Here is a 19,076-nt window from a genome sequence, read left to right on the forward strand (position 1 = left end):
CGAGAACCCTGTTCTCTGACTGTTTCGGAAGACACACCCGGCCCCTGGCTTTCTGGTTGTGTGCTTTCTGCTTTTACAACAGGTTGTAGATGAACACTGCCAGCACCGCAATCGGCGTGACATAACGCAACAGGTTGCGCCACAGGGTGAACATGCCATCGGACATGGCCATATCCGCCTGCAGGGATTCCTTCGCCACGCACCAGCCCACGAACAGGGCGGTCAGCAGACCGGACAACGGCAGCATGATATTGGCGGTAAAGAAGTCCAGAAGATCCAGAATGCCGGTCGTCTCGAAGCGCTCAAACATGCCCAGCAGGTAGACGTCAGACCACACGTTCAGGGACAGGATTGACGCCACACCCAGCAACCAGCAGGCAACACCGGCAAGAATGGCGGCTCCCGTGCGGGTGATGGCCATCTTTTCTTCCACCCACTCGGTGACCGGTTCCAGCAGCGAAATGCCGGAGGTCCAGGCGGCAAACAGCAGCAGCACGAAGAACAACGTAGCAAAGAACACACCCAGGGGCATCTGACCGAAGGCTAGTGGCAGAGTCACGAAGATCAGACCGGGACCCTGGCCGGCTTCCAGGCCATTGGCAAAGACAAACGGGAAAATCGCCAGACCCGCCAGCAGGGCCACCAGGGTGTCCATGATGCCCACGCCCACGGCGGCACGGCCAATGGAGACATCCCTGCCGAGGTAGGAGCCGTAGGCCATCATGATCGCCATACCCAGGCTCATGGTGAAAAAGGCCTGCCCCAGCGCCTGCAGAACGGCATCCCAGGTCAGTTTGCTGAAATCCGGAGTAAACAGGAAATCCAGAGACTCCATGAAATGCCCGGTGGTGGTGGCATAGCCAACGACCACCAGCAACAGCAGGAACAGGGCCGGCATCAGGATCTTTACCGCCCGCTCCAGGCCGCTTTTCAGGCCACGGGAAACGACAAAAATCACCAGCGCCATGAACACTGTGTGCCAGAATAGCAGGATGCCCGGGCTCGCCAGCAACGCACTGAAGATGGCACCCACGGCGTCGGCATCCTGACCGGCAAAGTCACCCATGCCGGAGTGCATCACGTAGGAGGCAGACCAGCCCCCGATCACGGAATAGAAGGAAAGGATCATGAACGCCGCCAGCACACCGATAATGGCGGACAGTCGCCAGGCCGGGTTGCTCAGGTTACGCTCGGCCACCAGCCGCATGCTGGCCACCGGGTTGCGCTGCCCGTTACGGCCCACAAAAACCTCGGCCATCATGATGGGAACGCCAATCACGGCGATACAGGCGAGATAGACAATTACGAAGGCGCCGCCCCCGTTCTCGCCGGTCATGTAGGGGAACTTCCAGATATTGCCCAGGCCCACGGCAGAGCCCGCAGCGGCCAGGATAAAGGCCATGCGGGACGACCAGTTGCCGCGGCTGGTCAGGCTATTTTCAGACATAATAGAACCCTGTACTGATACAGTTGAATCCGGATAGGAAATAAGAGTAGCTGGCTATGGTGTTCCCTGCCTGCAACCAGCTGTTGGCGGCGGATTTTGCCAGTGTCGGGCGGCCGATGCCACCTCGGGAGCCGGATAGTTTGTAAAATGGCGGGTTAACTATGTAACAGGAGGGACCGGTGCAGCAGAGGAGGGCCGCCACCACACCGGGTTGTCTACGAGAATGGGAGCCGGAACAGCCGCTTACTGCCGGCTGACAAACCGCGCCACCAGATCGTTCAGACCATGGGCCTGCTGGCTGACGTTCTCACTGGCACCGCGGGCACCATCGGCCTTTTCGGTGCTGGTATCCGCCAGCCCAGCAATACGGACCACCTGCTGGTTGATCTCCTCGGAGACCTGGCTTTGCTCCTCGAAGGCCGCAGACATGGTCATGAAGCTGTCTGAAATACCCTCGATGGTCTGCATGATGTCCTTCAGTGCCGCTTCCGTCTCCCGTACCTTGGCCAGCCCCTGGTTGCCGATTTCCTCACCCTCGCGGGTAGCGGTGACCACCTCGTCCACCTGGGCGCGGAAGTTCTCGATCACATCGTGTATGGACACGGTGGACTGGCGGGTGCGCTGTGCGAGGGAGCGCACTTCGTCCGCCACCACGGCGAAGCCACGGCCCTGCTCACCGGCACGGGCAGCCTCGATGGCGGCGTTCAGGGCCAGCAGGTTGGTCTGCTCGGCAATATCGGAAATCAACTGTGCCGCATCGCCGATCTTGTCGGTGGACTCGCCCAGGCGGCCGACTGAATCGCCAATGGTCGTACCCTGCGCCACCAACTGCTCGATGGACTGCAACGCTTCACCGCTGAGGTTGCCACCACGGCGGGCCAGCTCATTGGCCTGGCGGGCGCCGTCGGCGTTACTGTTGACGTTGTCGGTCACCTCCTGGATGGAGGCGGTCATCTCGTTCATGGCCGAGGCCACCTGATCGGTTTCCTCCCGCTGCTGCTCGATGGCCCTGGCCCCTTCGGCAATCTGGTTCTGGCCTTCCCGGGCGGTTTGCAGCAAATCACCGGCACGGTCCTCGATACGCGCCAGCGCGGTACGGATCCTGGCCTTTTCACTCATCAGTACCATGCCTAGCTCGGCAAACAGACCGCTTTCGTCTGTATAGGTCCGGGCCACAAGGGGGTCACGAAAGGCCTCCGGACGAAGATTGATCAGCGACCGCAGGCGGGCACTCAACGATGCCGTCTGCAGGGCGCCTCCGACCACGAAACCCGCAACAATCAACCCTGCACCCGGCCAGAACGCTCCCCATCCCAGAGCCACCAGACTTGCTGCCAGTGGAATCAGCATCGGCCAGCCAGTGCGGGCAATCGACTGCAGCCGGGTGCTGGCGGCAAAGGCCCCCTTACCGGCAGACAATCTGCGGTACAAACGGCTGGCCCGCGCCACCTGCTCACGGGTAGGCTCGACACGAACCGATTCGTAACCGGTCATCTGCCCGTTTTCCAGTATCGGCGTAACGTAGGCACTCACCCAGTAATGGTCGCCATTCTTGCAGCGGTTCTTGACCACGCCCATCCAGGGTTTGCCGGCACTGATGGTGTCCCACATGGCCTTGAATACGCTCTGGGGCATATCCGGGTGGCGGATAATATTGTGGGCCTGTCCAATCAGCTCGTCCCGGTCAAAACCACTGATCGCCACGAAATCATCGTTGCAGTAGGTGATCACGCCCTTCAGCGACGTGGTCGTGATCAGCCGGCTGCCCGGCTTCATTTTCGCTTCGCGTTGGGTAACGGGGCCGTTATTGCGCATGACGGGATAGCATTCCTGAACGATGGTCGATGTACACGCCGACACCGGAATGGTCTCGCAAGACCAGTGCAACGGTCGGACCAGGCTGGCGTATTGCAAACTACGGAGGTGGTATCGGCTGGCTTTATATTGACTTTAGTCAACGGGCAGCAATGATAACAATGAGAAACCACATCGTGTGTAAGCGATTGTGACCGGGCCAGGTCCGGTTGATCGCGATGCCGTTGGTTTACGTCGCCAGACCCAGCCTTGCCCGGGGATGAAAACGGGCATTGAGCCACAGGGAGAAGCCGATCACCGCACCACCGATGAGCAGCCGGAGCAGGTCCGCATCCCGGTTCCATATCAACAGATTCACCACCAGCCCGGCCGGCACCAGGGCATTGTTCATCACTGCCAGGGTGCCGGCATCCACCTTGCAGGCACCGCGGTTCCACAGGAAGAGCCCGAGACCGGAGGACGCCAGCCCGAGCCAGACCAGCACACCCCATTGCAGCCCGGTGACGGGCAGCATGGAGCGGTCGCCGAACACCAGGAAGGACGGCAGCGCAATCACCAGTGCGCCGAAAAAGAAATAACCGAAGGTGCGCCAAGCAGGAACAGCAGGCAACGGAAACGCCTGCATCAGATGCTTGTAGCCCACTTGGCCCGAAGCAAAGGTCAGGTTGGCCAGCTGCAGCAGCAGAAATCCGGTCAGAAACTCCTGACTGAGGCCGTCGTAACGGATGATGGCGGCTCCGAGGGTAGCCACTGCCGCGGCCATCAGGGCCGCCGGGGAGAACCGGCGATACAGGGCATCATCAATCAGGGTGACGTACAAGGGGGTGAACACGGTGAACAGCAGCACTTCCGGTACCGTCAGGTAGGCAAACGAGCGATACAGGCACAGGTAGGTGATACCGAACTGCAGGGCACCGGTGAGCATGATGCCCAGCTTCAGCCGCCCCGGCACCCCCGCCCAGCGTGTCAGCGGCAGGAACAGCAGTGACGCCATCAGCACACGACTGAGCACGGCAAAATCGCTGTCCACATGGCCAGCCAGGAACTCACCAATCAGGCTGAAGGAAAAGGCCCAGAGCGCCGTGACCAGAATCAGCAGTATCATGATATCCATCCACCCTTTTTGAGGGCGGCACTGTATCATGGCTTACTATCAAAATGACCTGACTTTCCGGAACTCCAGCACCATGAATCAGCAAGCCGTTGTCCAGGCCACCCGTCGCTGGGTGGAAGATGTGGTTGTCGACCTTAACCTGTGCCCCTTCGCCCGCCGCGAGCTGATCAATAACCGCGTTCGCTTTGCCGTGACCGATGTGCAGACACCGGATGCCTTGCTGGGCGACCTGCAACGGGAACTGCTGAAACTGGTCGATGACAACAGTATCGAGACCACCCTGCTGATTCACCCGGGGGTTCTGCAGGATTTCCATGACTACAATGATTTCCTGGCGATGGCCGATGGCCTGGTGGAAATCCTGGAACTGGAAGGCGTGATCCAGATCGCCAGCTTTCACCCCCACTACCAGTTCGCCGGTACCGCCGCCGATGCGGCGGAAAACTACACCAACCGCTCCCCCTGGCCGATGCTTCATCTGCTACGTGAGGCCAGTCTTGAAAAGGCCATAGCCGCCTATCCGGATACCGACGCCATTCCGCGACGGAATATCGAGCGGGTGGAGGCCCTGGGCGCCAATCACATGAAGGCGCTGCTACAACGGTCTTTGACGGACCCTTCGAATCCGGTAGGCTGAAACAAAACGTCGGAGACTGTCCCCGAATCATGCGCATTACCCTGCTCTGTTGCCTGCTGACTCTGAGTCTTGCTACCCCGGCCAGCGCCCTGACGGTTGCCGCTGCCTCCAGTCTTCGTCTGGCGATGGCGCCATTGACCGAAGCCTTCGAACAGAAATATCCGGAAACACCTGTCACCATGATATTCGGCGCCTCCGGCAAGCTGGCCACCCAGATCGTCAATGGTGCCCCCTACGACGTTTTCCTGTCGGCGGATACCGCCTATCCACAGCAGCTCGTCGGTCTTGATTCGGCCAGCTCGAAGCCCGAAATCTACGCATTGGGACGACTGGTGCTCTGGCACGCCGACCCGCAGCGTGAAGCACTCACGCCGGAGGCTCTTGGTCGCGACGCTATTCAGCGCATTGCCATTGCCCAGCCCCGCCACGCGCCCTACGGCCAACGGGCCCGGGAAGCCTTGCAATCACTGGGACTGTGGCAGGATCTGCAACCGAAACTGGTCTACGGGGAAAACATCGGTCAGACGGCTGCCATGGTGGAATCCGGCGCGGCGGATGCGGGCCTGATCGCGTGGTCGCTGACCTATTCCCCGGAGCTGGCCGGGCGACCATTCACCCTGCTTCCCCGGGACCTTCACGGGCCCCTGGCAATGGCCATGGTGATCACCAACCATGGTGCGGAGAACCCGGCGAGCCAGCGTTTCCGGGATTTCATGCAATCTGCCCGGGCCGGTGCCATCCTCCGCCAGTATGGCTTTGAAACCCCGGACAGGGACTGAGACTGCATGTTCGAGCTTTCTCCCCAGGACTGGCAGGCCATTGCCGTCACCCTGAAACTCTGCACCCTGACCACGGTTATCCTGCTGGTACTGGCCACGCCCCTGGCCTGGTGGCTGGCCCACCGGCAATCACCCTCCCGCACGGTGGTTCAGGCACTGGTGGCACTGCCGCTGGTTCTGCCGCCGACCGTGCTGGGCTTCTACCTGCTGATTGCCCTCGGCCCCCGGGGACCGGTGGGCCAGGCCCTGGAGGCCATGGGGCTGACTCACCTGGCGTTCAGCTTCGAAGGTATCCTGGTAGCCTCGGTCATCTATTCCCTGCCTTTCGCGGTGCAGCCGCTGATGGAGTCTTTTCGACACCTGGGCACACGGCCGGTGGAAGTGGCGGCCTCCCTGGGCGCTGGCTCCGTGGACCGGCTGTTTACGGTGATCCTGCCCCTGTGCCGGGGCGGGTTTATCGTGGCGGCGACCCTGACCTTTGCCCACACCTTGGGGGAGTTCGGGGTCATCCTGATGCTCGGCGGCAGCATTCCCGGAGAAACCCAGGTGCTGTCGGTACTGATCTATGACTACGCCGAGGCCATGGACTATGCCGCCGCCCATCGGCTTTCCCTGGGGCTGCTGATATTCGCCTTCCTGGTGCTGGTGGCAGTGTACAGTTTCAACCGGCGGGTCGACGGGGTAAGGCCGTGACGCTCCAGGTACAGGCACGGCTCCAGCGCGGGGATTTCACTCTCGCCATCAACGACACCCTGCCGACCGAAGGCATTACGGCGCTGTATGGGCGCTCCGGTTGCGGCAAGACCACACTGCTGCGGCTGATTGCCGGCCTGGAACGCACGCGGGAAGCGGAAGTGCGCTTCCGGGATCAGATCTGGCAATCGGGCCGCCGGCACTTGCCCCTGAACCGCCGGCGGCTGGGGCTGGTGTTCCAGGAATCCAGCCTGCTGCCCCACCTGTCGGTGGAGGCCAACCTGCGCTACGGTTACCAGCGGACCCCGCCAGCCCAACGCCGGCTGCACCCGGAAATGATCTATCGGTTACTGGATCTGGACGACCTGACACAACAACCGGTGCAGACCCTGTCCGGGGGACAGCGCCAGCGGGTCGCCCTGGGACGGGCGCTGCTGACCAGCCCGCAACTGATGCTGCTGGACGAACCCTTGTCGGCCCTGGATACCACCGCCAAACGGGAGATTCTGCCGTTCCTGGCCGACCTGCCCGCAAGCACCGGCGTGCCCATCATGCTGGTGACCCATTCCGCCCGGGAAGTGGAACAGCTTGCCGACCATGTGGCCTTCATGTCCCGGGGGCGCCTGGAGCGCATCGAGACACTCCGGGAGGCACTGACCCGTCCGGACTCTCCCCTGTTCAGTGATGAAGGCCCCGCCGCGGTGCTTCAGGGTCAGCTCACCAACACCGGCGATGGCGAGTGGCAGTTCGTTACCCGTGGCGGCGAGGGCCGGCCTTCGGTGCCCTTCCAGGTCAGCGGCCACTCAAGCCACCGCACCAGCCTGCACCGGTTACGGATACTGGCCAGCGACGTCAGCCTGGCCACACAGGAGCCCGTGGGCATCAGCATCCGCAACCGGATGCCGGTGCGTATCGAGCGCATAGAGGAGGCGGATGAACACCGGTGCACCATCACCTGTCGGCTGGACGACGGCCAGATACTGCTGTCACGGATTACCCGTGCATCGGTCAGGGAACTGGGGCTTGAGAACGGGCAGACGGTGATTGCCCTGGTGAAGTCCGCGGTGCTGATGGAGTAAGAAAGGAAGAGGGTGTGCCCGCACCCCGCACAGGCACACCCCTGACGAGATTCAAATAGCCGTAATGAAGTCGTCCAGCAGGATCAGGCCGAAGTCGGTCAATACCGAGCCGTTGCCATCCTCACCATCACGGGCAATCACGGTGTAGACACCGCCATTATCCAGCCCGATGTTATCTGCACTGATGGCAACATTGCCGTCCAGATCGGTCACCCGCAGATTGTAGGTGCCTTCGGGAATCGGCAGATAGTCGGTCACCGCCTTGTAGGGCACATCGGCCAGCGCCGGCTCCGCATTGCCAATCTCATCCTGACCTTCCGGCAGCAGGTAGATATTGACGTTACCGGCCTGGGTGGAACCATGAACAACCCTCAGCGACGCCTGGGTGGCGATGCTGCGAACGCTGTCCTCCAGCACCAGAGCCTCAATGGGGGTGTCGGCGTCGTCGATCAGGCCCACCGCCAATACAGAGTAGCCCTGGCCGTTGTCCAGTGTCAGGTCCTCATCGAGAACCACCGGAGTGGTTGCGCCCGCTGGTGTTACCTTGACGTTGTAGTCTCCGCCAGCCAGGGCTGCATAGCCGTCAAGAACAGCCGCTGGAGCGGTTTCGCCAAAGGCAATACCGGTCAGGGTCGGTACATCGTCCACCAGCACATCCACCTCGGGGGCATTGGCAGAGTTGTGCACCGCTCTCACCCCGGCGCCCTGATCCACGTCGAAGATCTCTGATACGTCAGCGCCGTTGACTACCATCAGGCTGACCGGGCTGGCACCACTGTCTGTGAGGTTGGCACCGGTGTTCTGCACCGCGCCCACGAACAGATCGGCGCCGGCGGGCAAGGTGACCCGACCACTGTCAAAAACCGGGTCGGCGGACCCCACGGTTGTTACCTGGATACGATAATCTCCGGCTATTACCTCTACCGGTTCCGCAACCGTTTCGAACGGAACGTCTACCAGCAACGGATCAACGGCAGACAGGTCATCACCATCACCGGCGGCTGTCACGTAAATATCCACGTTGGGAGCGTTGGGCGCCAGATGGCCAATGCGCACCCGTACTTCGTCGCTGGAACTGAAGCCAGGCTCATCTTCGAACACCACCGGGGCGATGCCCCCCACTTCACCAACCGCCACCACGTTGTAGCGAACGTTTTCCTCAAAGGTGAAATCCACCGGGCCGATCACGGTAACATTTCCTCCGGGCACAATGCCTTCCACCGCAACCTGATAGCTGCCGGCTTCCGGATTCAGCACCGCGGCCTGCTTGTAGTCCGCAGCCTCAACGGCAACCTCGTCATCAACCAGTACATTCACCGGCGGCGCATCCGGCGAGGCGTGGATAATCCGCACCTGAGAAACCGGGCCGCTGTCGTTGTCACTGGAACTCGAACTGTCATTACAACCGGAAATCGCAAGGGCGCCGGCAAGCACCACTGGTACAGCCAATAAACGATTCATGATATTTGCTCCCTGTTTGGAGAAATCATTTTGTTATCGGATGACAGTGGTTCGAACCTGCACAGGTTCAGTCCCTGACCTGTGTGTCAAAGCGATTTACGGGAGTCTGGATGAATTGGATGCAGGAAATTTGACATTTTTTGACATGAAATGGATTGGCGTATCCCCGGTTACCAGTTCCGGGATAATCCGGTATCGCTGGATGCGAAAACAGCGCCCGTTATAGCAATGCCGCCATCAGCAGTATCAGAACGGTCAGGGCCAGAATGCCACCAGCGCGCAGCCCCTGCTCGGCACTGGCGGACCAGCCTGGCAAATGCCGCCACAGCCGGTTCAGCGAAGCGGGAGCGCGTGGTCCACGGAAGACCGGACGCTCCAGCCAGGACCACAACCAGCGTCCCCCGAGCTCAAGCAGCACCAGCGCGTCCCCCGGAGGAATCCGGGGCGCCCGGGGAATCAGTCTGGCGGCCAGGCCACCGATGACCAGAGCCACCAGGATCGGCCACAGAAGTGGCCAGTACTGGTAGGATTCGGGCAGCCACCGGGGTGACGCCACCAGCCCTTCTGCCTGCCACGGCAACCACCAGAACAGAAGCAGCGAGCCAAGGGTGGCCAGCGACCACCCGAGGGTCAGCGCCAGCGGGTTCCGCCCGGTCTCATCCTTAAGTCGCTGGAGCCAGAGAAACCGCAATACCAGCAACAGGGTGGCCACCGCCCCGGCGGTCATCAGCGGGGCCAGATACGGTGCCGTCACCATGGCGAGCTTATCCGCCTTGAGCACCTCCTTCATGGCCAGCTTGGCCAGGGCGCCGCTGGTCCAGGGCAGCCCCGCCAGCGCAAACCCCGGCAGGGCAATCAGCAACCAGAACAGCCCGCGACTCACACGTTGCCGGGGAAGCCTGACCGTCGAGGACAGGAACAGGGCCCCCTTGGCCAGGCCATGATGCAGTGCGTAAAGGGCAATCACCGGCAGGATCAGGTCCACCCGCTCCGGTGTGGCCAAAGCAGCCCCCACCAGCAACAGCATCAACCCCATCTGGCTGATGCTGGAATACGCCAGCACGGCCTTGGTCTGTGTCTGGCATACGCCGATCAAGGCCCCGCCCAGAGAAGCCACGGCCCCCGCGATAACCAGTGCGTCACCCCAGTCGCGGAAGCCCTCGTGACCCAGCGGCAGCGTCAGCACCCAGCCCAGCAGCCCCGCCTTGATCATGGCGCCACTGAGCACCGCACTGGCCGGGGTGGGCGCCACGGGGTGGGCCAGGGGCAGCCAGAAATGCAACATGGGCAAGCCTGCCTTGACCCCGAAACCGGTCAACAGTAATCCGGTTATCAGATGCGCGTGGTCAGCCTTTGCGATCGCCTCGGGCAAATCCGCCAGCTGACCACTGCCGGTAACCGCCACCGCCAGTATCAACCCGGCCAGCAGAAGCATTTCCCCCAGCACCGCCATAACCATATACACGCGCCCGGCATGCAGGGCTTCCACGGAACCGTCATGGACCACGAGCCCATAGCTGGCAAAGGTCATCAACGCAAAGAAGCTGTAGAAACTGCCGGCGTCACCGGCGATAACCAGCCCCAGGTTGCCGCACAGGGTCAGACACCAGCACACCACAAACCGCTTCAGATGTTTGCCATCGAGATAACCGATGGCAAACAGCCCGGCACTGCACCAGAGCAGGGCCGTCAATACCAGAAACACCCGTCGAAGGTCATCCAGCAGCCACAGGCTGTCCAGCAACAGCCAGGGCAATGCCCATTGCCAGTCCCCCGGAACCAGCGCGAGCACCAGGGCCGGCAGAGGCAGCAACGGCAACCCGAAACGCAGCCAGCGACCGGCTACCGGCACCAGCAACAGCCAGACCAGCGGCAGACCCACCGCCGCCAGCACCAGAAACGTCATCTCCGGGCTCATGGCAGGTACTCCCGGTTAACCAGTAATTCCGCCCACGACAGCGGACTGAACTGGAAGGAGGCCAGCACACCGATGGCCACCACCGCGGCTGCCGTCAGTACCGGCGGCCACAGCAGCCAGCTCATGGTCTCCAGGCGGCCCCAGCGGACCTCTTCCGGCCAGTCACGTTCCCGGGCCCGGAACCAGAGGCGATGCACCACCGGCAGGAAATACGCGGCGTTGAGGACACTGCTGACCAGCAACACCAGGACCACCCAGGGCATATTCGCTTCCAGCGCTCCCAGCCCCATGGTCCACTTGGTGATGAACCCCGCCAGCGGCGGCACCCCGATCATGCCAAAGGCGCCGATGGTGAAGGCTATCGACGTGGCCGGCATGCGCCGGCCGGCGCCATCCAGCTCGTCGATACGGTGCACCCCGAGGGTTTCGGCGTAATTGCCGGCGCAGAAAAACAGGGTGATCTTCATGATGCCCTGGTGCAGCAGATGCACCAGCCCGCCCACCATGCCCAGGGGGCTTGCCAGGCACAGCCCCAGCACGATGTAGGACACCTGGCTGACGGTGGAGAACGCCAGCATCCGCTTCAGGTCCTGCTGCGCCAGGGCCCGCAGCGAACCATAGGTAATGGTAAAGGCCGCCAGCCAGGCCAGCGGCAACAACAGTCCCTCGTCGCGGGCGAATTCGATACCGAACACATCGTTGACCACCCGCACAATGCCAAAGGCCCCGGCCTTCACCACCGCCACCGCATGCAGCAGGGCACTGACCGGCGCTGGTGCCACCATGGCCTGGGGCAACCAGCCATGGAGCGGAAACAGTGCCGCCTTGACCCCGAGACCGGCAATCAGCAGGGCGAAAATGATCGCCAGTGAAGGCGTCAGCGGCCCCTCTACAAAACCACCCTGGGTGAATTCCAGGGTGCCGGTCTCGGCATACAGCCAGGCCATGCCCAACAGCAGCAGGGCGCCACCGCTGAGGGTATAAATGATATAGGTACGGCCAGCCGCCAGGGCCTTTTCGGTGCCCCGGTGTACCACCAGCGGGTAGGTGGCCAGGGTCAGCATTTCGTAGAACAGGAAGAAGGTAAACAGGTTGCCCGCCAGGGCAATACCCGTGGTACTGGCCACGCACAGGCTGAAGAACCCGAAGAAACGGCTGCGATTGGGGGAATATTCCAGATAGCCCACGGCGTAGGCCGTGGTCAGTACCCATAACACCGCCGACAGGCCAGCAAACATCATCGACAGGGGGTCAGCCCGTAACACGAACTCGATCCCGGGCATCATGGTAAAGTCCAGCCGGTACTCCAACCCCTGGAACACGCCCCATACCATCACGGTGATCAGCCCCAGCTTCAGCAACGAGGCCGCCAGGTTAACGCCGGTGCGCAGGCCATGGCGCTCTTCCGGCAAGGCGAAGATCACCACCGCCGCCACCATCGATGTAGCCAGTGCCATCAGCGGCAGCCAGGGGTTGAGCCAGAAGTCCTCAGCCATCAGCCTCCCTCCCCGAAGGGCAGCGCCATGACTGACAGTAATGGCTCCGCCACCAGGCCCAGCCCCAGGGACATCAGTGCCAGCATCATGGGAATGGCCTCAAGGCGGCGCGGTGGATGATAGAACTGGTCCAGTTCGGAATGCTCCACGAACGAGGCCCGGTAGATGCGGAACACATAGGCTGCCGACAGCAACCCGCCTGCCAGTAGCACCAGGGTCCACCACCACTGGCCGCTGTTGAGGCTGGCCTGCAGCAGCAGCCATTTGGCGGCAAACCCGCCCGTGGGCGGCAGGCTCATCAGTGATACCCCCGCCAGGCCGAAGGAGAACAGCGAAAATGGCAGGAAGCGGCTGACACCGGCCAGGTCGCTGACCCGGTTACTGCCGGTGGACAAAATCAGGTTGCCGGCGGCCAGGAACATGGCCGCCTTGGCCAGGGCATGGCTGATCACCTGCAGGGTCATACCCTGCTGTGCCTGTTGCGAAACCGCCTCGGTCACGCCCCAGGTCAGCGGAAACAGCAGGAACAGGTAACCAATCTGCGCCACCGAGGAATAGGCCACCACCTGTTTCAGCTGTGGCTGCAGGCAGGCCAGCCAGCTGCCCCACAACACGGCCAGGGCGCCCAGCACGCCCGCCAGCTGAGCAAGGGCAAGCGTGCCCAGGTTCGGCCCCAGTTCCAGCCATAGCCGCGCCGCGATGAAGAACGACGCCTTGACCACCAGCGCCGACAACAGCGCACTGACCGGTGACCGGGCGATACCATGGGCCGGTGGTAGCCAGCCATGGAGCGGGAACAGGGCGGTTTTCAGTGCCAGGCCCGTCATCATCAGCGCCATGGCCAGCCCGGCACCCTCAAGGCCGGGATACTCCTGAGCCAGGTGCGACATACCGGCCAGCGACAGGGTGCCGAACTGGCCATACATCAGCGCCACGCCCAGCAGATACGCCATCGAGCCCACCAGTGCCGCCAGCAGGTAGCGCAGCGATGCCCGTAATGCACCGGCATCACCGCCCAGAGCCACCAGACCCACGGCAGAGAGGGTGATCAGCTCCAGCCCCACATACAGGTTGAACAGGTCCGCCCCCAGCCAGACCGCATTCAGACCGGCCCAGAGAAACCAGAACAGGGGCCAGAAATAGCGCTGCCAGGGTTTGTCCGGATCCAGGTAGACCCCGGCGTGAAGCCCGCAGGCGCTGGCGACAGCGGCGGTCAGCAGTACGAAAGTCAGCGCCAGACCGTCCACCTGCAGCTCGATGCCCAGGGGCGCCTGCCAGCCCCCCAGGGCATAGTAAAAGCCGCTCTCCCGGGCCACCGCGAACCAGAGCGCCACCGAGGCGCCCACCTGCAGCACCATCCCCACCCAGCTCAACCATCGCCCCGTGCGGAAACCCACCAGCAGTGAGACCACAGCCCAGGCCAGGGGGGTGAACAGCAGCCCGGCCATCAGCCAGGACATCATGAATGCCCCTCATCGTCCCGGCTCCCGGGTTCCAGGGTTACCTGCCCGGTCAGGTGGAAATAGCGCCTGATCAGCACCAGTGCGAGAGCGGTCGCGGCGATGGCGACTACAATACCGGTGAGCACCAGGGCCTGGGGCACCGGATCGACCCCGTTGCGATGCTGGGCCAGCCCCACCAGTACCAGAAAGGTACCGGACCCCATCAGGTTGAACGCCAGCAGCTTGCGCAGCAGATGCACCATGAACACCATGCCGAACAGCCCGATGGTGAACACACCCGCCCCGGCAAAGGCATAGAGCAGATGCACGCTCATTCCGACTCTCCCTCCGCCGGCTCGCGGGCGTCATTGACCGGAGCCGCCACGAACAGCGACAGCAGCACCATGGCGATGGACAGGGTGAGGAAGATTTCGATCAACAGGATAAGTGGCTTGGCCATGCCTTCGGGATAGGCCAGAAAGGCGTCTCCGCCCGCTGCACTGACCACCGCCACCAGCAGGAACACGGCAAAGCCCAGCGCCAGGCCCACCCGCAACAGCAACCTGGGCTGGAGAAAGTTCATAGGCATACCGCCCAGGCGCATGAGAACACCGGTGCCGGCCAGCACGGCCCCGGCCTGGAAGGCGCCACCAGGCTGCACGGCACCGGCCCACAGCAGATACCCTGCCACCAGCCACATCAGTGGCAGAAACCAGCGCTGCAGGGCATGCAGCAGGGAATCATGGGTGCGCAGTTCGGGGTCTTCCAGGGACGGCAGCCGGGCCATGGAGATACCGGCGATGGCAGCGATCACCAGCACCCCGATTTCCAGCAGGGTGTCGTAGCTGCGGAAATTCAGCAGTACGGCGGTTACCGGGTGATCGACGCCACTGTCCGCCATGGCATCGGCCACGGTTTCCGGCAGGGTGCCGCCTACCGGCTGGCCGGCAATCTGCCAGACAGTCCCCACAAGTGCCATGGCAAACACGGCGCACAGAACCAGCACAGCGGCCAGCCGCAAGCGATCCCTCACGACGCACCCCCACGTTCCTTGTCCGGCCCACGGCGGAAGTGTGCCACCGCATCCAGCAGCAGTACACCGGTCAGCCCGGCGCCGATCGCCGCCTCCGCCAGGGCAATATCCGGTGCCTGCAAGCGCACCCAGGCCAGGGCCATCAGCATTCCGAAGGCAATGAACATCACCACCGCCCGGAACAGGCTGCGGGAGGCCAGCACCGACACCGCGGTGGCCAGCAGCATGAACACCACCAGGCCATCCAGCAGCCAGGACGTCATGGCTCCTCCCCGTCGCCGGAATGCCCGGCAGCCCGGGCAATAAGGTGGGCAGACGTGGCACTGGCGGCCAGCACCACCAGCCAGATCAGCACGATCTTCAGGGCATCCCCGATGGTCGGCGCAGAGGGCAGCAGTGCCACCGCAATCAGCCCCAGCCCCAGATTGTCCACCTTGGTCAGGGCATGGAGACGATCACGGGTTTCCGACAGCCGGAACAGACCCAGTGTGCCAACGGCAAAAAAGAAGCACCCCGCCACCAACAGGGTTATCTGCACCCAGGGCAGCCAGTCAGTCATCACCGGTCTCCTTGTCCAGTCGCACTTCACGAGTGACAAAAGCGACCGTGGCCAGCACCGCCAGCAGTGCCAGCACCAGCGCCACATCCCTCAGCGGGGGCATCTGCTGGGCACTGGCGAGTACCAGCAGTATGGCCACGCCAGTGGTGCCGATCAGCTGAGAGGCCAGAATCCGGTCCCCCGGCTTCGGCCCCTGCCAGATGCGCACCAGTCCCAGCAGCAGGGTCAGTAACAGCCAGACGGCGGTCAGCTCCAGTGCCAGGGCCATGGGTCCTCCTTCGGCCTGAGCTCAAGACCAAACAGCCGCGCCACCCGCCTTTCGGCCTCCGCCACATCGGCGTGTACATCCTGTCGGGTATCCAGGCAGTGTAGTAGCAATGCCTGCCCCTGAACCTCAACACTGAGTGTTCCCGGCATCAGCGAAAGCAGGTTGGCGAGCAACCATCGGGGACTGCCTTCCGGCAGAGCCAGGGCCACCTGACGCTCACCAGGGGCAATCTCCAGGGTCGGGGCCAGCAGACGACGGCTCACATCCCACCCCGCCACCAGTGACCGGGCCAGAAACCAGCCCAGAAACCGCGGCAACTGCAACGGCTGCAAGCGGTATTCACCGGGTGGGAAAAGCCGTACCGAGATCACCCAGACCAGCGCCACCACCGCCAGCCCGAAGCCCCAGGCTTCGGCATTACCGTTGGTCAGCACCAGCCAAAGGCCTGCGAGCAGGAGTAGTTTCACTCAGCATCTCCGGGCCCGAAACGCCCCAGCCAACGGCTCGTGGCCTCAGTCATACGCCTGGCCAGAGGGGCCACAAATATCACCAGCGGAAACGCCACGGCCCAGGCTATCAACCAGGCGGCCAGCCAGCGTTTTACGAAGGACCCTGTCAGGCCGGTATTGATCCCCGTGATCACGCCGGACATAAGCAGCGACATGATTCCGGACATGTAGAACGCAAAGACAAGTTGCTGAACGCGCAATGAAGCCTTCTGAGCCAAGGAACGTCTCCCGAATCCGTTTGCAGACATCCGACTGCCCGAAATGACCGTACCAATTCCAGTGCTGCTACTCTTTTATCATAGTTTGCCTGAGCATCTGAGAGGGCAGACATGACGTCACAGGATAACGAAATTTCAAAAGGACTTCTGCCAGTGCGTTTCGCCTCACCGACCCACATGCTCCGCATCATCAGCGTGATACTGATGCTGGCGTTGCTGAGTGCCTGCAGCTCGACGCGTCTGTCATACCGGTTTGCAGACCGGGGAGCGGTCTGGTGGGTCGAGGACTACGTCGACCTGACCGGCAACCAGGCCGATGCCTTGCGCGCCGACCTGCGGGGACTCAGAGACTGGCACTGCGAGACGCAGCTCCCGCTTTACTCCGACTGGCTGCAGGAACTGCGCCAGGAAACCTCAAGCGGAGAACTCCCGCCGGAGCGCATCACCTACCATCGTGAGCACGTCGCCCGTTTCCTGGAGCCCCTGAGCGAGCGGATCGTGCCGGTAGCCAGCCGCCTGCTGCAAAGCCTGAGCGACGAGCAGGTGAATGAGCTGGTAGCCGGCATGAAAGCGCAACAGGCGGAATATCGACAGGAATATCTTCAGGAGTCCACCCCCGACGATGCCGTGAACAGGATCCGCGAGCGGGCCGAGCGGTGGCTGGGCGGGCTGAACGATCGCCAGCTTGCCGTGATCCGGCAGTGGGTGGCGAGCCGGGAAGGGGCCACCGAAGCCTGGCTGGAGGGCCGGCAGCAGTGGCAATCCGCCTTTGCCGGGTTGCTGGCTGAACGACAACAACCGGACTTCGAGGACCGGCTGCGGGACATGATCCTCAACTATCAGCACTATCAGGGCGAAGCCAGCCAGGCCCGCGCCGTGCAGAACGCCAATGACATTGTCCGCCTGACCCACCAGCTGCTGGCGGCCGCCGACAACCGTCACTGGCAACACCTGCAGAACGAAACGACGGATCTGCGCCAGGATTTTGTGGCCCTGGCCTGCGCCGCCGGATAATCCCGGCACTGCCGTTGCGATCACCTTCGGCTTTCCCGAAAACCGGGGCTGGCGTGTATAGTAGGCCGCCTTCAGGCGACTTCAGGTAGCGACCCACCCATGCTGGACGAAGAACACCAACCGGTACCGGATACCCGGGCGCCACTGGTGCCACGGATACTGACGGAATGGCGCACCCTGGCCTTGCTGGGCGGGCCCATCCTGATTGCCCAGCTTGCCCAGATGGCCAACGGCGTGATCGATACCGTCATGGCCGGCCACGCCAGCGCGGAAGACCTGGCGGCCGTGGGCATCGGCAGCGCCATCTGGATGCCGGTGTTCCTGTTCTTCATGGGTGTACTGGGGGCCTTGCAGCCCATCATTTCCGGCTACAACGGCTCCGGCGAGACCGGGCGCATCATGCCCGCTACCTGGCAGGGCCTGTACATCGGAGCGGCCAGCGCGGCGCTGATGATCCTGCTGCTGGTCAATATGCAGCCGCTGTTCAGCCTGATGAACCTGGATGCCCACACCACCATCATTGCCGTTGGCTACCTGGACGCCTTCGCCTGGGGCGTGCCTTTCATGCTGCTGATGGTTGCCCTGCGGGGCCTGACCGATGGACTGGGACACACCCGGGTGATCATGGCCTTCTCGGTGCTGGGCACCCTCATCAACCTGCCCCTCAACTGGGCCCTGATCTACGGCAAGTTCGGCCTGCCCGAAATGGGCGGCGTCGGCTGCGGCTGGGCGACGTCCATTTCCAATGTGATCGCCGCCATTGCCATGGTGGTCTACCTCAATTGCAGCCCCGTCTACCGGCAGTTCCACCTGATCGCCGACTGGGCAAAACCGGACCCGGAGAACCTGCGCTACATCCTGCGAATTGGCCTGCCTATCGGCTTCACCATCTTTGTGGAAGCGAGCATGTTCGCGGTCATCGCCCTGTTTCTGGCGCCACTGGGGCCGGTGGTGGTGGCGGGGCACCAGATTGCCCTGAACGTAACCTCGCTGACCTTTATGGTGCCCCTGAGCATCGGCATGGCACTCACCCTGCGGATCGCGTTCCTGATGGGCGCCGGCACACCGCGCACCGCCCACCTGCTGTCCCGCAGCTCGCTGATCCTGGCGGGCCTGACCGCACTGCTGTTCGCCAGCTCACTGTTCGTGTTCGCCGAGGCCATCGCCCGGCTCTACACCAGCGACCCGGAGGTGCAGCGAGTGACCACCCTGCTGCTGAAATTCGCCGCCGCCTTTCAGATCGCCGATGTTATCCAGGTCACCTGCATCAGCGCCCTGCGCGGCTACAAGGACACCAGCATCCCCATGTTCATCATGCTGTTCTCGTTCTGGGGCGTGGGCATGCCGCTGGGCTACGTCCTCACCTTCACCGATCTGATTATCGACGCCATGGGCGCCCCGGGCTTCTGGGCCGGCATCACCGCCGGCCTGGCCTCGGCGGCATTGCTGCTGGGGTGGCGGTTGTTTCTCTACACGCGAGCAGCCTGACCAGCCGAGATCAGACAGATCGTCACCAGATAGTGACAAAGGGTGACAATTTGTCTGAAAAATACGTCGCCCTCAAAGACACCGGATACTAAACGTTACCCAACGA

General features: G+C 62.7%; 20 protein-coding genes. 6 read left to right on the forward strand and 14 right to left on the reverse strand.

Annotated features, from left to right (window positions below; genetic code table 11):
* Positions 1 to 73: 73 nt before the first annotated feature.
* The 3 genes from IE079_RS01295 to IE079_RS01305 all read right to left on the reverse strand — a co-directional run bounded on the left by IE079_RS01295 (position 74) and on the right by IE079_RS01305 (position 4,367).
* Complete coding sequence (locus tag IE079_RS01295) at positions 74 to 1,447, reverse strand: sodium-dependent transporter (protein WP_189571665.1); 1,374 nt, start codon at positions 1,445 to 1,447, stop codon at positions 74 to 76.
* 243 nt (positions 1,448 to 1,690) lie between these two features.
* Positions 1,691 to 3,262 carry a methyl-accepting chemotaxis protein gene (locus IE079_RS01300; RefSeq protein WP_189571667.1) on the reverse strand — a complete coding sequence of 524 codons (1,572 nt, stop codon included), beginning with the start codon at positions 3,260 to 3,262 and terminating at the stop codon, positions 1,691 to 1,693.
* A gap of 229 nt (positions 3,263 to 3,491) precedes the next feature.
* Positions 3,492 to 4,367, reverse strand: a complete 876-nt coding sequence (locus IE079_RS01305) for an EamA family transporter (RefSeq protein ID WP_189571670.1) — start codon at positions 4,365 to 4,367, stop codon at positions 3,492 to 3,494.
* Between the two features lie 82 nt (positions 4,368 to 4,449).
* Between IE079_RS01305 and IE079_RS01310 the strand changes: the two genes are divergently transcribed.
* The 4 genes from IE079_RS01310 to modC are packed head-to-tail and all read left to right on the forward strand — an operon-like array spanning position 4,450 to position 7,564.
* On the forward strand, positions 4,450 to 5,013 hold the full coding sequence (locus IE079_RS01310; RefSeq protein ID WP_189572871.1) for a DUF1415 domain-containing protein: 564 nt from the start codon (positions 4,450 to 4,452) through the stop codon (positions 5,011 to 5,013).
* A gap of 29 nt (positions 5,014 to 5,042) precedes the next feature.
* Complete coding sequence (gene modA / locus IE079_RS01315) at positions 5,043 to 5,792, forward strand: molybdate ABC transporter substrate-binding protein (protein ID WP_189571672.1); 750 nt, start codon at positions 5,043 to 5,045, stop codon at positions 5,790 to 5,792.
* A 6-nt stretch (positions 5,793 to 5,798) separates the two neighbouring features.
* Entirely contained in the window at positions 5,799 to 6,485 is a 687-nt protein-coding gene (gene modB, locus IE079_RS01320; RefSeq protein ID WP_189571675.1) for a molybdate ABC transporter permease subunit, read from the forward strand.
* Positions 6,482 to 7,564 (forward strand): molybdenum ABC transporter ATP-binding protein, encoded by a 1,083-nt coding sequence (gene modC, locus IE079_RS01325; RefSeq protein WP_189571678.1) that lies wholly within the window; start codon positions 6,482 to 6,484, stop codon positions 7,562 to 7,564. Before modB ends, modC begins: the two co-directional genes overlap by 4 nt.
* Before the next feature lie 51 nt (positions 7,565 to 7,615).
* Here modC and IE079_RS01330 read toward each other — a convergent pair whose 3' ends face one another.
* The 11 genes from IE079_RS01330 to IE079_RS01380 all read right to left on the reverse strand — a co-directional run bounded on the left by IE079_RS01330 (position 7,616) and on the right by IE079_RS01380 (position 16,468).
* Positions 7,616 to 9,025 (reverse strand): DUF4397 domain-containing protein, encoded by a 1,410-nt coding sequence (locus IE079_RS01330; RefSeq protein ID WP_189571680.1) that lies wholly within the window; start codon positions 9,023 to 9,025, stop codon positions 7,616 to 7,618.
* A gap of 220 nt (positions 9,026 to 9,245) precedes the next feature.
* The gene (locus tag IE079_RS01335; protein WP_189571682.1) at positions 9,246 to 10,943 is read right to left on the reverse strand and encodes a complex I subunit 5 family protein; all 1,698 of its coding nucleotides are present in this window, start codon (positions 10,941 to 10,943) and stop codon (positions 9,246 to 9,248) included.
* On the reverse strand, positions 10,940 to 12,439 hold the full coding sequence (locus tag IE079_RS01340) for a complex I subunit 5 family protein (RefSeq protein WP_189571685.1): 1,500 nt from the start codon (positions 12,437 to 12,439) through the stop codon (positions 10,940 to 10,942). Before IE079_RS01340 ends, IE079_RS01335 begins: the two co-directional genes overlap by 4 nt.
* Positions 12,439 to 13,902 (reverse strand): complex I subunit 5 family protein, encoded by a 1,464-nt coding sequence (locus IE079_RS01345; RefSeq protein WP_227712234.1) that lies wholly within the window; start codon positions 13,900 to 13,902, stop codon positions 12,439 to 12,441. Before IE079_RS01345 ends, IE079_RS01340 begins: the two co-directional genes overlap by 1 nt.
* Positions 13,899 to 14,216 (reverse strand): cation:proton antiporter subunit C, encoded by a 318-nt coding sequence (locus IE079_RS01350; RefSeq protein WP_189571688.1) that lies wholly within the window; start codon positions 14,214 to 14,216, stop codon positions 13,899 to 13,901. Before IE079_RS01350 ends, IE079_RS01345 begins: the two co-directional genes overlap by 4 nt.
* Positions 14,213 to 14,914 carry an MnhB domain-containing protein gene (locus tag IE079_RS01355; RefSeq protein WP_189571691.1) on the reverse strand — a complete coding sequence of 234 codons (702 nt, stop codon included), beginning with the start codon at positions 14,912 to 14,914 and terminating at the stop codon, positions 14,213 to 14,215. The genes IE079_RS01350 and IE079_RS01355 overlap by 4 nt, the downstream gene beginning before the upstream one ends.
* A complete protein-coding gene (locus IE079_RS01360) occupies positions 14,911 to 15,177 on the reverse strand; it encodes a Na(+)/H(+) antiporter subunit B (RefSeq protein ID WP_189571693.1) in 267 nt (88 codons plus the stop codon). The genes IE079_RS01355 and IE079_RS01360 overlap by 4 nt, the downstream gene beginning before the upstream one ends.
* Positions 15,174 to 15,473, reverse strand: coding sequence for a cation:proton antiporter (locus IE079_RS01365; RefSeq protein WP_189571696.1), 300 nt, complete (start codon positions 15,471 to 15,473; stop codon positions 15,174 to 15,176). The genes IE079_RS01360 and IE079_RS01365 overlap by 4 nt, the downstream gene beginning before the upstream one ends.
* Positions 15,466 to 15,741, reverse strand: coding sequence for an MrpF/PhaF family protein (locus IE079_RS01370; protein WP_189571698.1), 276 nt, complete (start codon positions 15,739 to 15,741; stop codon positions 15,466 to 15,468). Before IE079_RS01370 ends, IE079_RS01365 begins: the two co-directional genes overlap by 8 nt.
* On the reverse strand, positions 15,720 to 16,208 hold the full coding sequence (locus tag IE079_RS01375; RefSeq protein WP_189571701.1) for a Na+/H+ antiporter subunit E: 489 nt from the start codon (positions 16,206 to 16,208) through the stop codon (positions 15,720 to 15,722). Before IE079_RS01375 ends, IE079_RS01370 begins: the two co-directional genes overlap by 22 nt.
* Complete coding sequence (locus IE079_RS01380) at positions 16,205 to 16,468, reverse strand: DUF2798 domain-containing protein (RefSeq protein WP_227712235.1); 264 nt, start codon at positions 16,466 to 16,468, stop codon at positions 16,205 to 16,207. Before IE079_RS01380 ends, IE079_RS01375 begins: the two co-directional genes overlap by 4 nt.
* Before the next feature lie 111 nt (positions 16,469 to 16,579).
* Between IE079_RS01380 and IE079_RS01385 the strand changes: the two genes are divergently transcribed.
* Entirely contained in the window at positions 16,580 to 17,482 is a 903-nt protein-coding gene (locus IE079_RS01385) for a DUF6279 family lipoprotein (protein ID WP_227712236.1), read from the forward strand.
* Between the two features lie 102 nt (positions 17,483 to 17,584).
* Positions 17,585 to 18,970 carry an MATE family efflux transporter gene (locus tag IE079_RS01390; RefSeq protein ID WP_189572877.1) on the forward strand — a complete coding sequence of 462 codons (1,386 nt, stop codon included), beginning with the start codon at positions 17,585 to 17,587 and terminating at the stop codon, positions 18,968 to 18,970.
* The last annotated feature ends 106 nt before the right edge of the window (positions 18,971 to 19,076 follow it).

The sequence above is a fragment of the Marinobacter zhanjiangensis genome, from assembly GCF_014651935.1.
In the GTDB taxonomy this organism is placed as follows: domain Bacteria; phylum Pseudomonadota; class Gammaproteobacteria; order Pseudomonadales; family Oleiphilaceae; genus Marinobacter; species Marinobacter zhanjiangensis.

Excerpts from the sequence above, each read along its gene's own strand:
- IE079_RS01350 (WP_189571688.1), bottom strand. The coding sequence starts at position 14,216 with ATGAGCGTGCATCTGCTCTATGCCTTTGCCGGGGCGGGTGTGTTCACC.
- IE079_RS01310 (WP_189572871.1), top strand. The coding sequence starts at position 4,450 with ATGAATCAGCAAGCCGTTGTCCAGGCCACCCGTCGCTGGGTGGAAGAT.
- IE079_RS01330 (WP_189571680.1), bottom strand. The coding sequence starts at position 9,025 with ATGAATCGTTTATTGGCTGTACCAGTGGTGCTTGCCGGCGCCCTTGCG.
- IE079_RS01340 (WP_189571685.1), bottom strand. The coding sequence starts at position 12,439 with ATGGCTGAGGACTTCTGGCTCAACCCCTGGCTGCCGCTGATGGCACTG.
- IE079_RS01335 (WP_189571682.1), bottom strand. The coding sequence starts at position 10,943 with ATGAGCCCGGAGATGACGTTTCTGGTGCTGGCGGCGGTGGGTCTGCCG.
- IE079_RS01360 (WP_189571693.1), bottom strand. The coding sequence starts at position 15,177 with ATGACGTCCTGGCTGCTGGATGGCCTGGTGGTGTTCATGCTGCTGGCC.
- IE079_RS01370 (WP_189571698.1), bottom strand. The coding sequence starts at position 15,741 with ATGGCCCTGGCACTGGAGCTGACCGCCGTCTGGCTGTTACTGACCCTG.
- IE079_RS01385 (WP_227712236.1), top strand. The coding sequence starts at position 16,580 with ATGACGTCACAGGATAACGAAATTTCAAAAGGACTTCTGCCAGTGCGT.
- IE079_RS01365 (WP_189571696.1), bottom strand. The coding sequence starts at position 15,473 with ATGACTGACTGGCTGCCCTGGGTGCAGATAACCCTGTTGGTGGCGGGG.
- IE079_RS01300 (WP_189571667.1), bottom strand. The coding sequence starts at position 3,262 with ATGCGCAATAACGGCCCCGTTACCCAACGCGAAGCGAAAATGAAGCCG.
- IE079_RS01345 (WP_227712234.1), bottom strand. The coding sequence starts at position 13,902 with ATGATGTCCTGGCTGATGGCCGGGCTGCTGTTCACCCCCCTGGCCTGG.
- IE079_RS01305 (WP_189571670.1), bottom strand. The coding sequence starts at position 4,367 with ATGATACTGCTGATTCTGGTCACGGCGCTCTGGGCCTTTTCCTTCAGC.
- modB (WP_189571675.1), top strand. The coding sequence starts at position 5,799 with ATGTTCGAGCTTTCTCCCCAGGACTGGCAGGCCATTGCCGTCACCCTG.
- IE079_RS01295 (WP_189571665.1), bottom strand. The coding sequence starts at position 1,447 with ATGTCTGAAAATAGCCTGACCAGCCGCGGCAACTGGTCGTCCCGCATG.
- modA (WP_189571672.1), top strand. The coding sequence starts at position 5,043 with ATGCGCATTACCCTGCTCTGTTGCCTGCTGACTCTGAGTCTTGCTACC.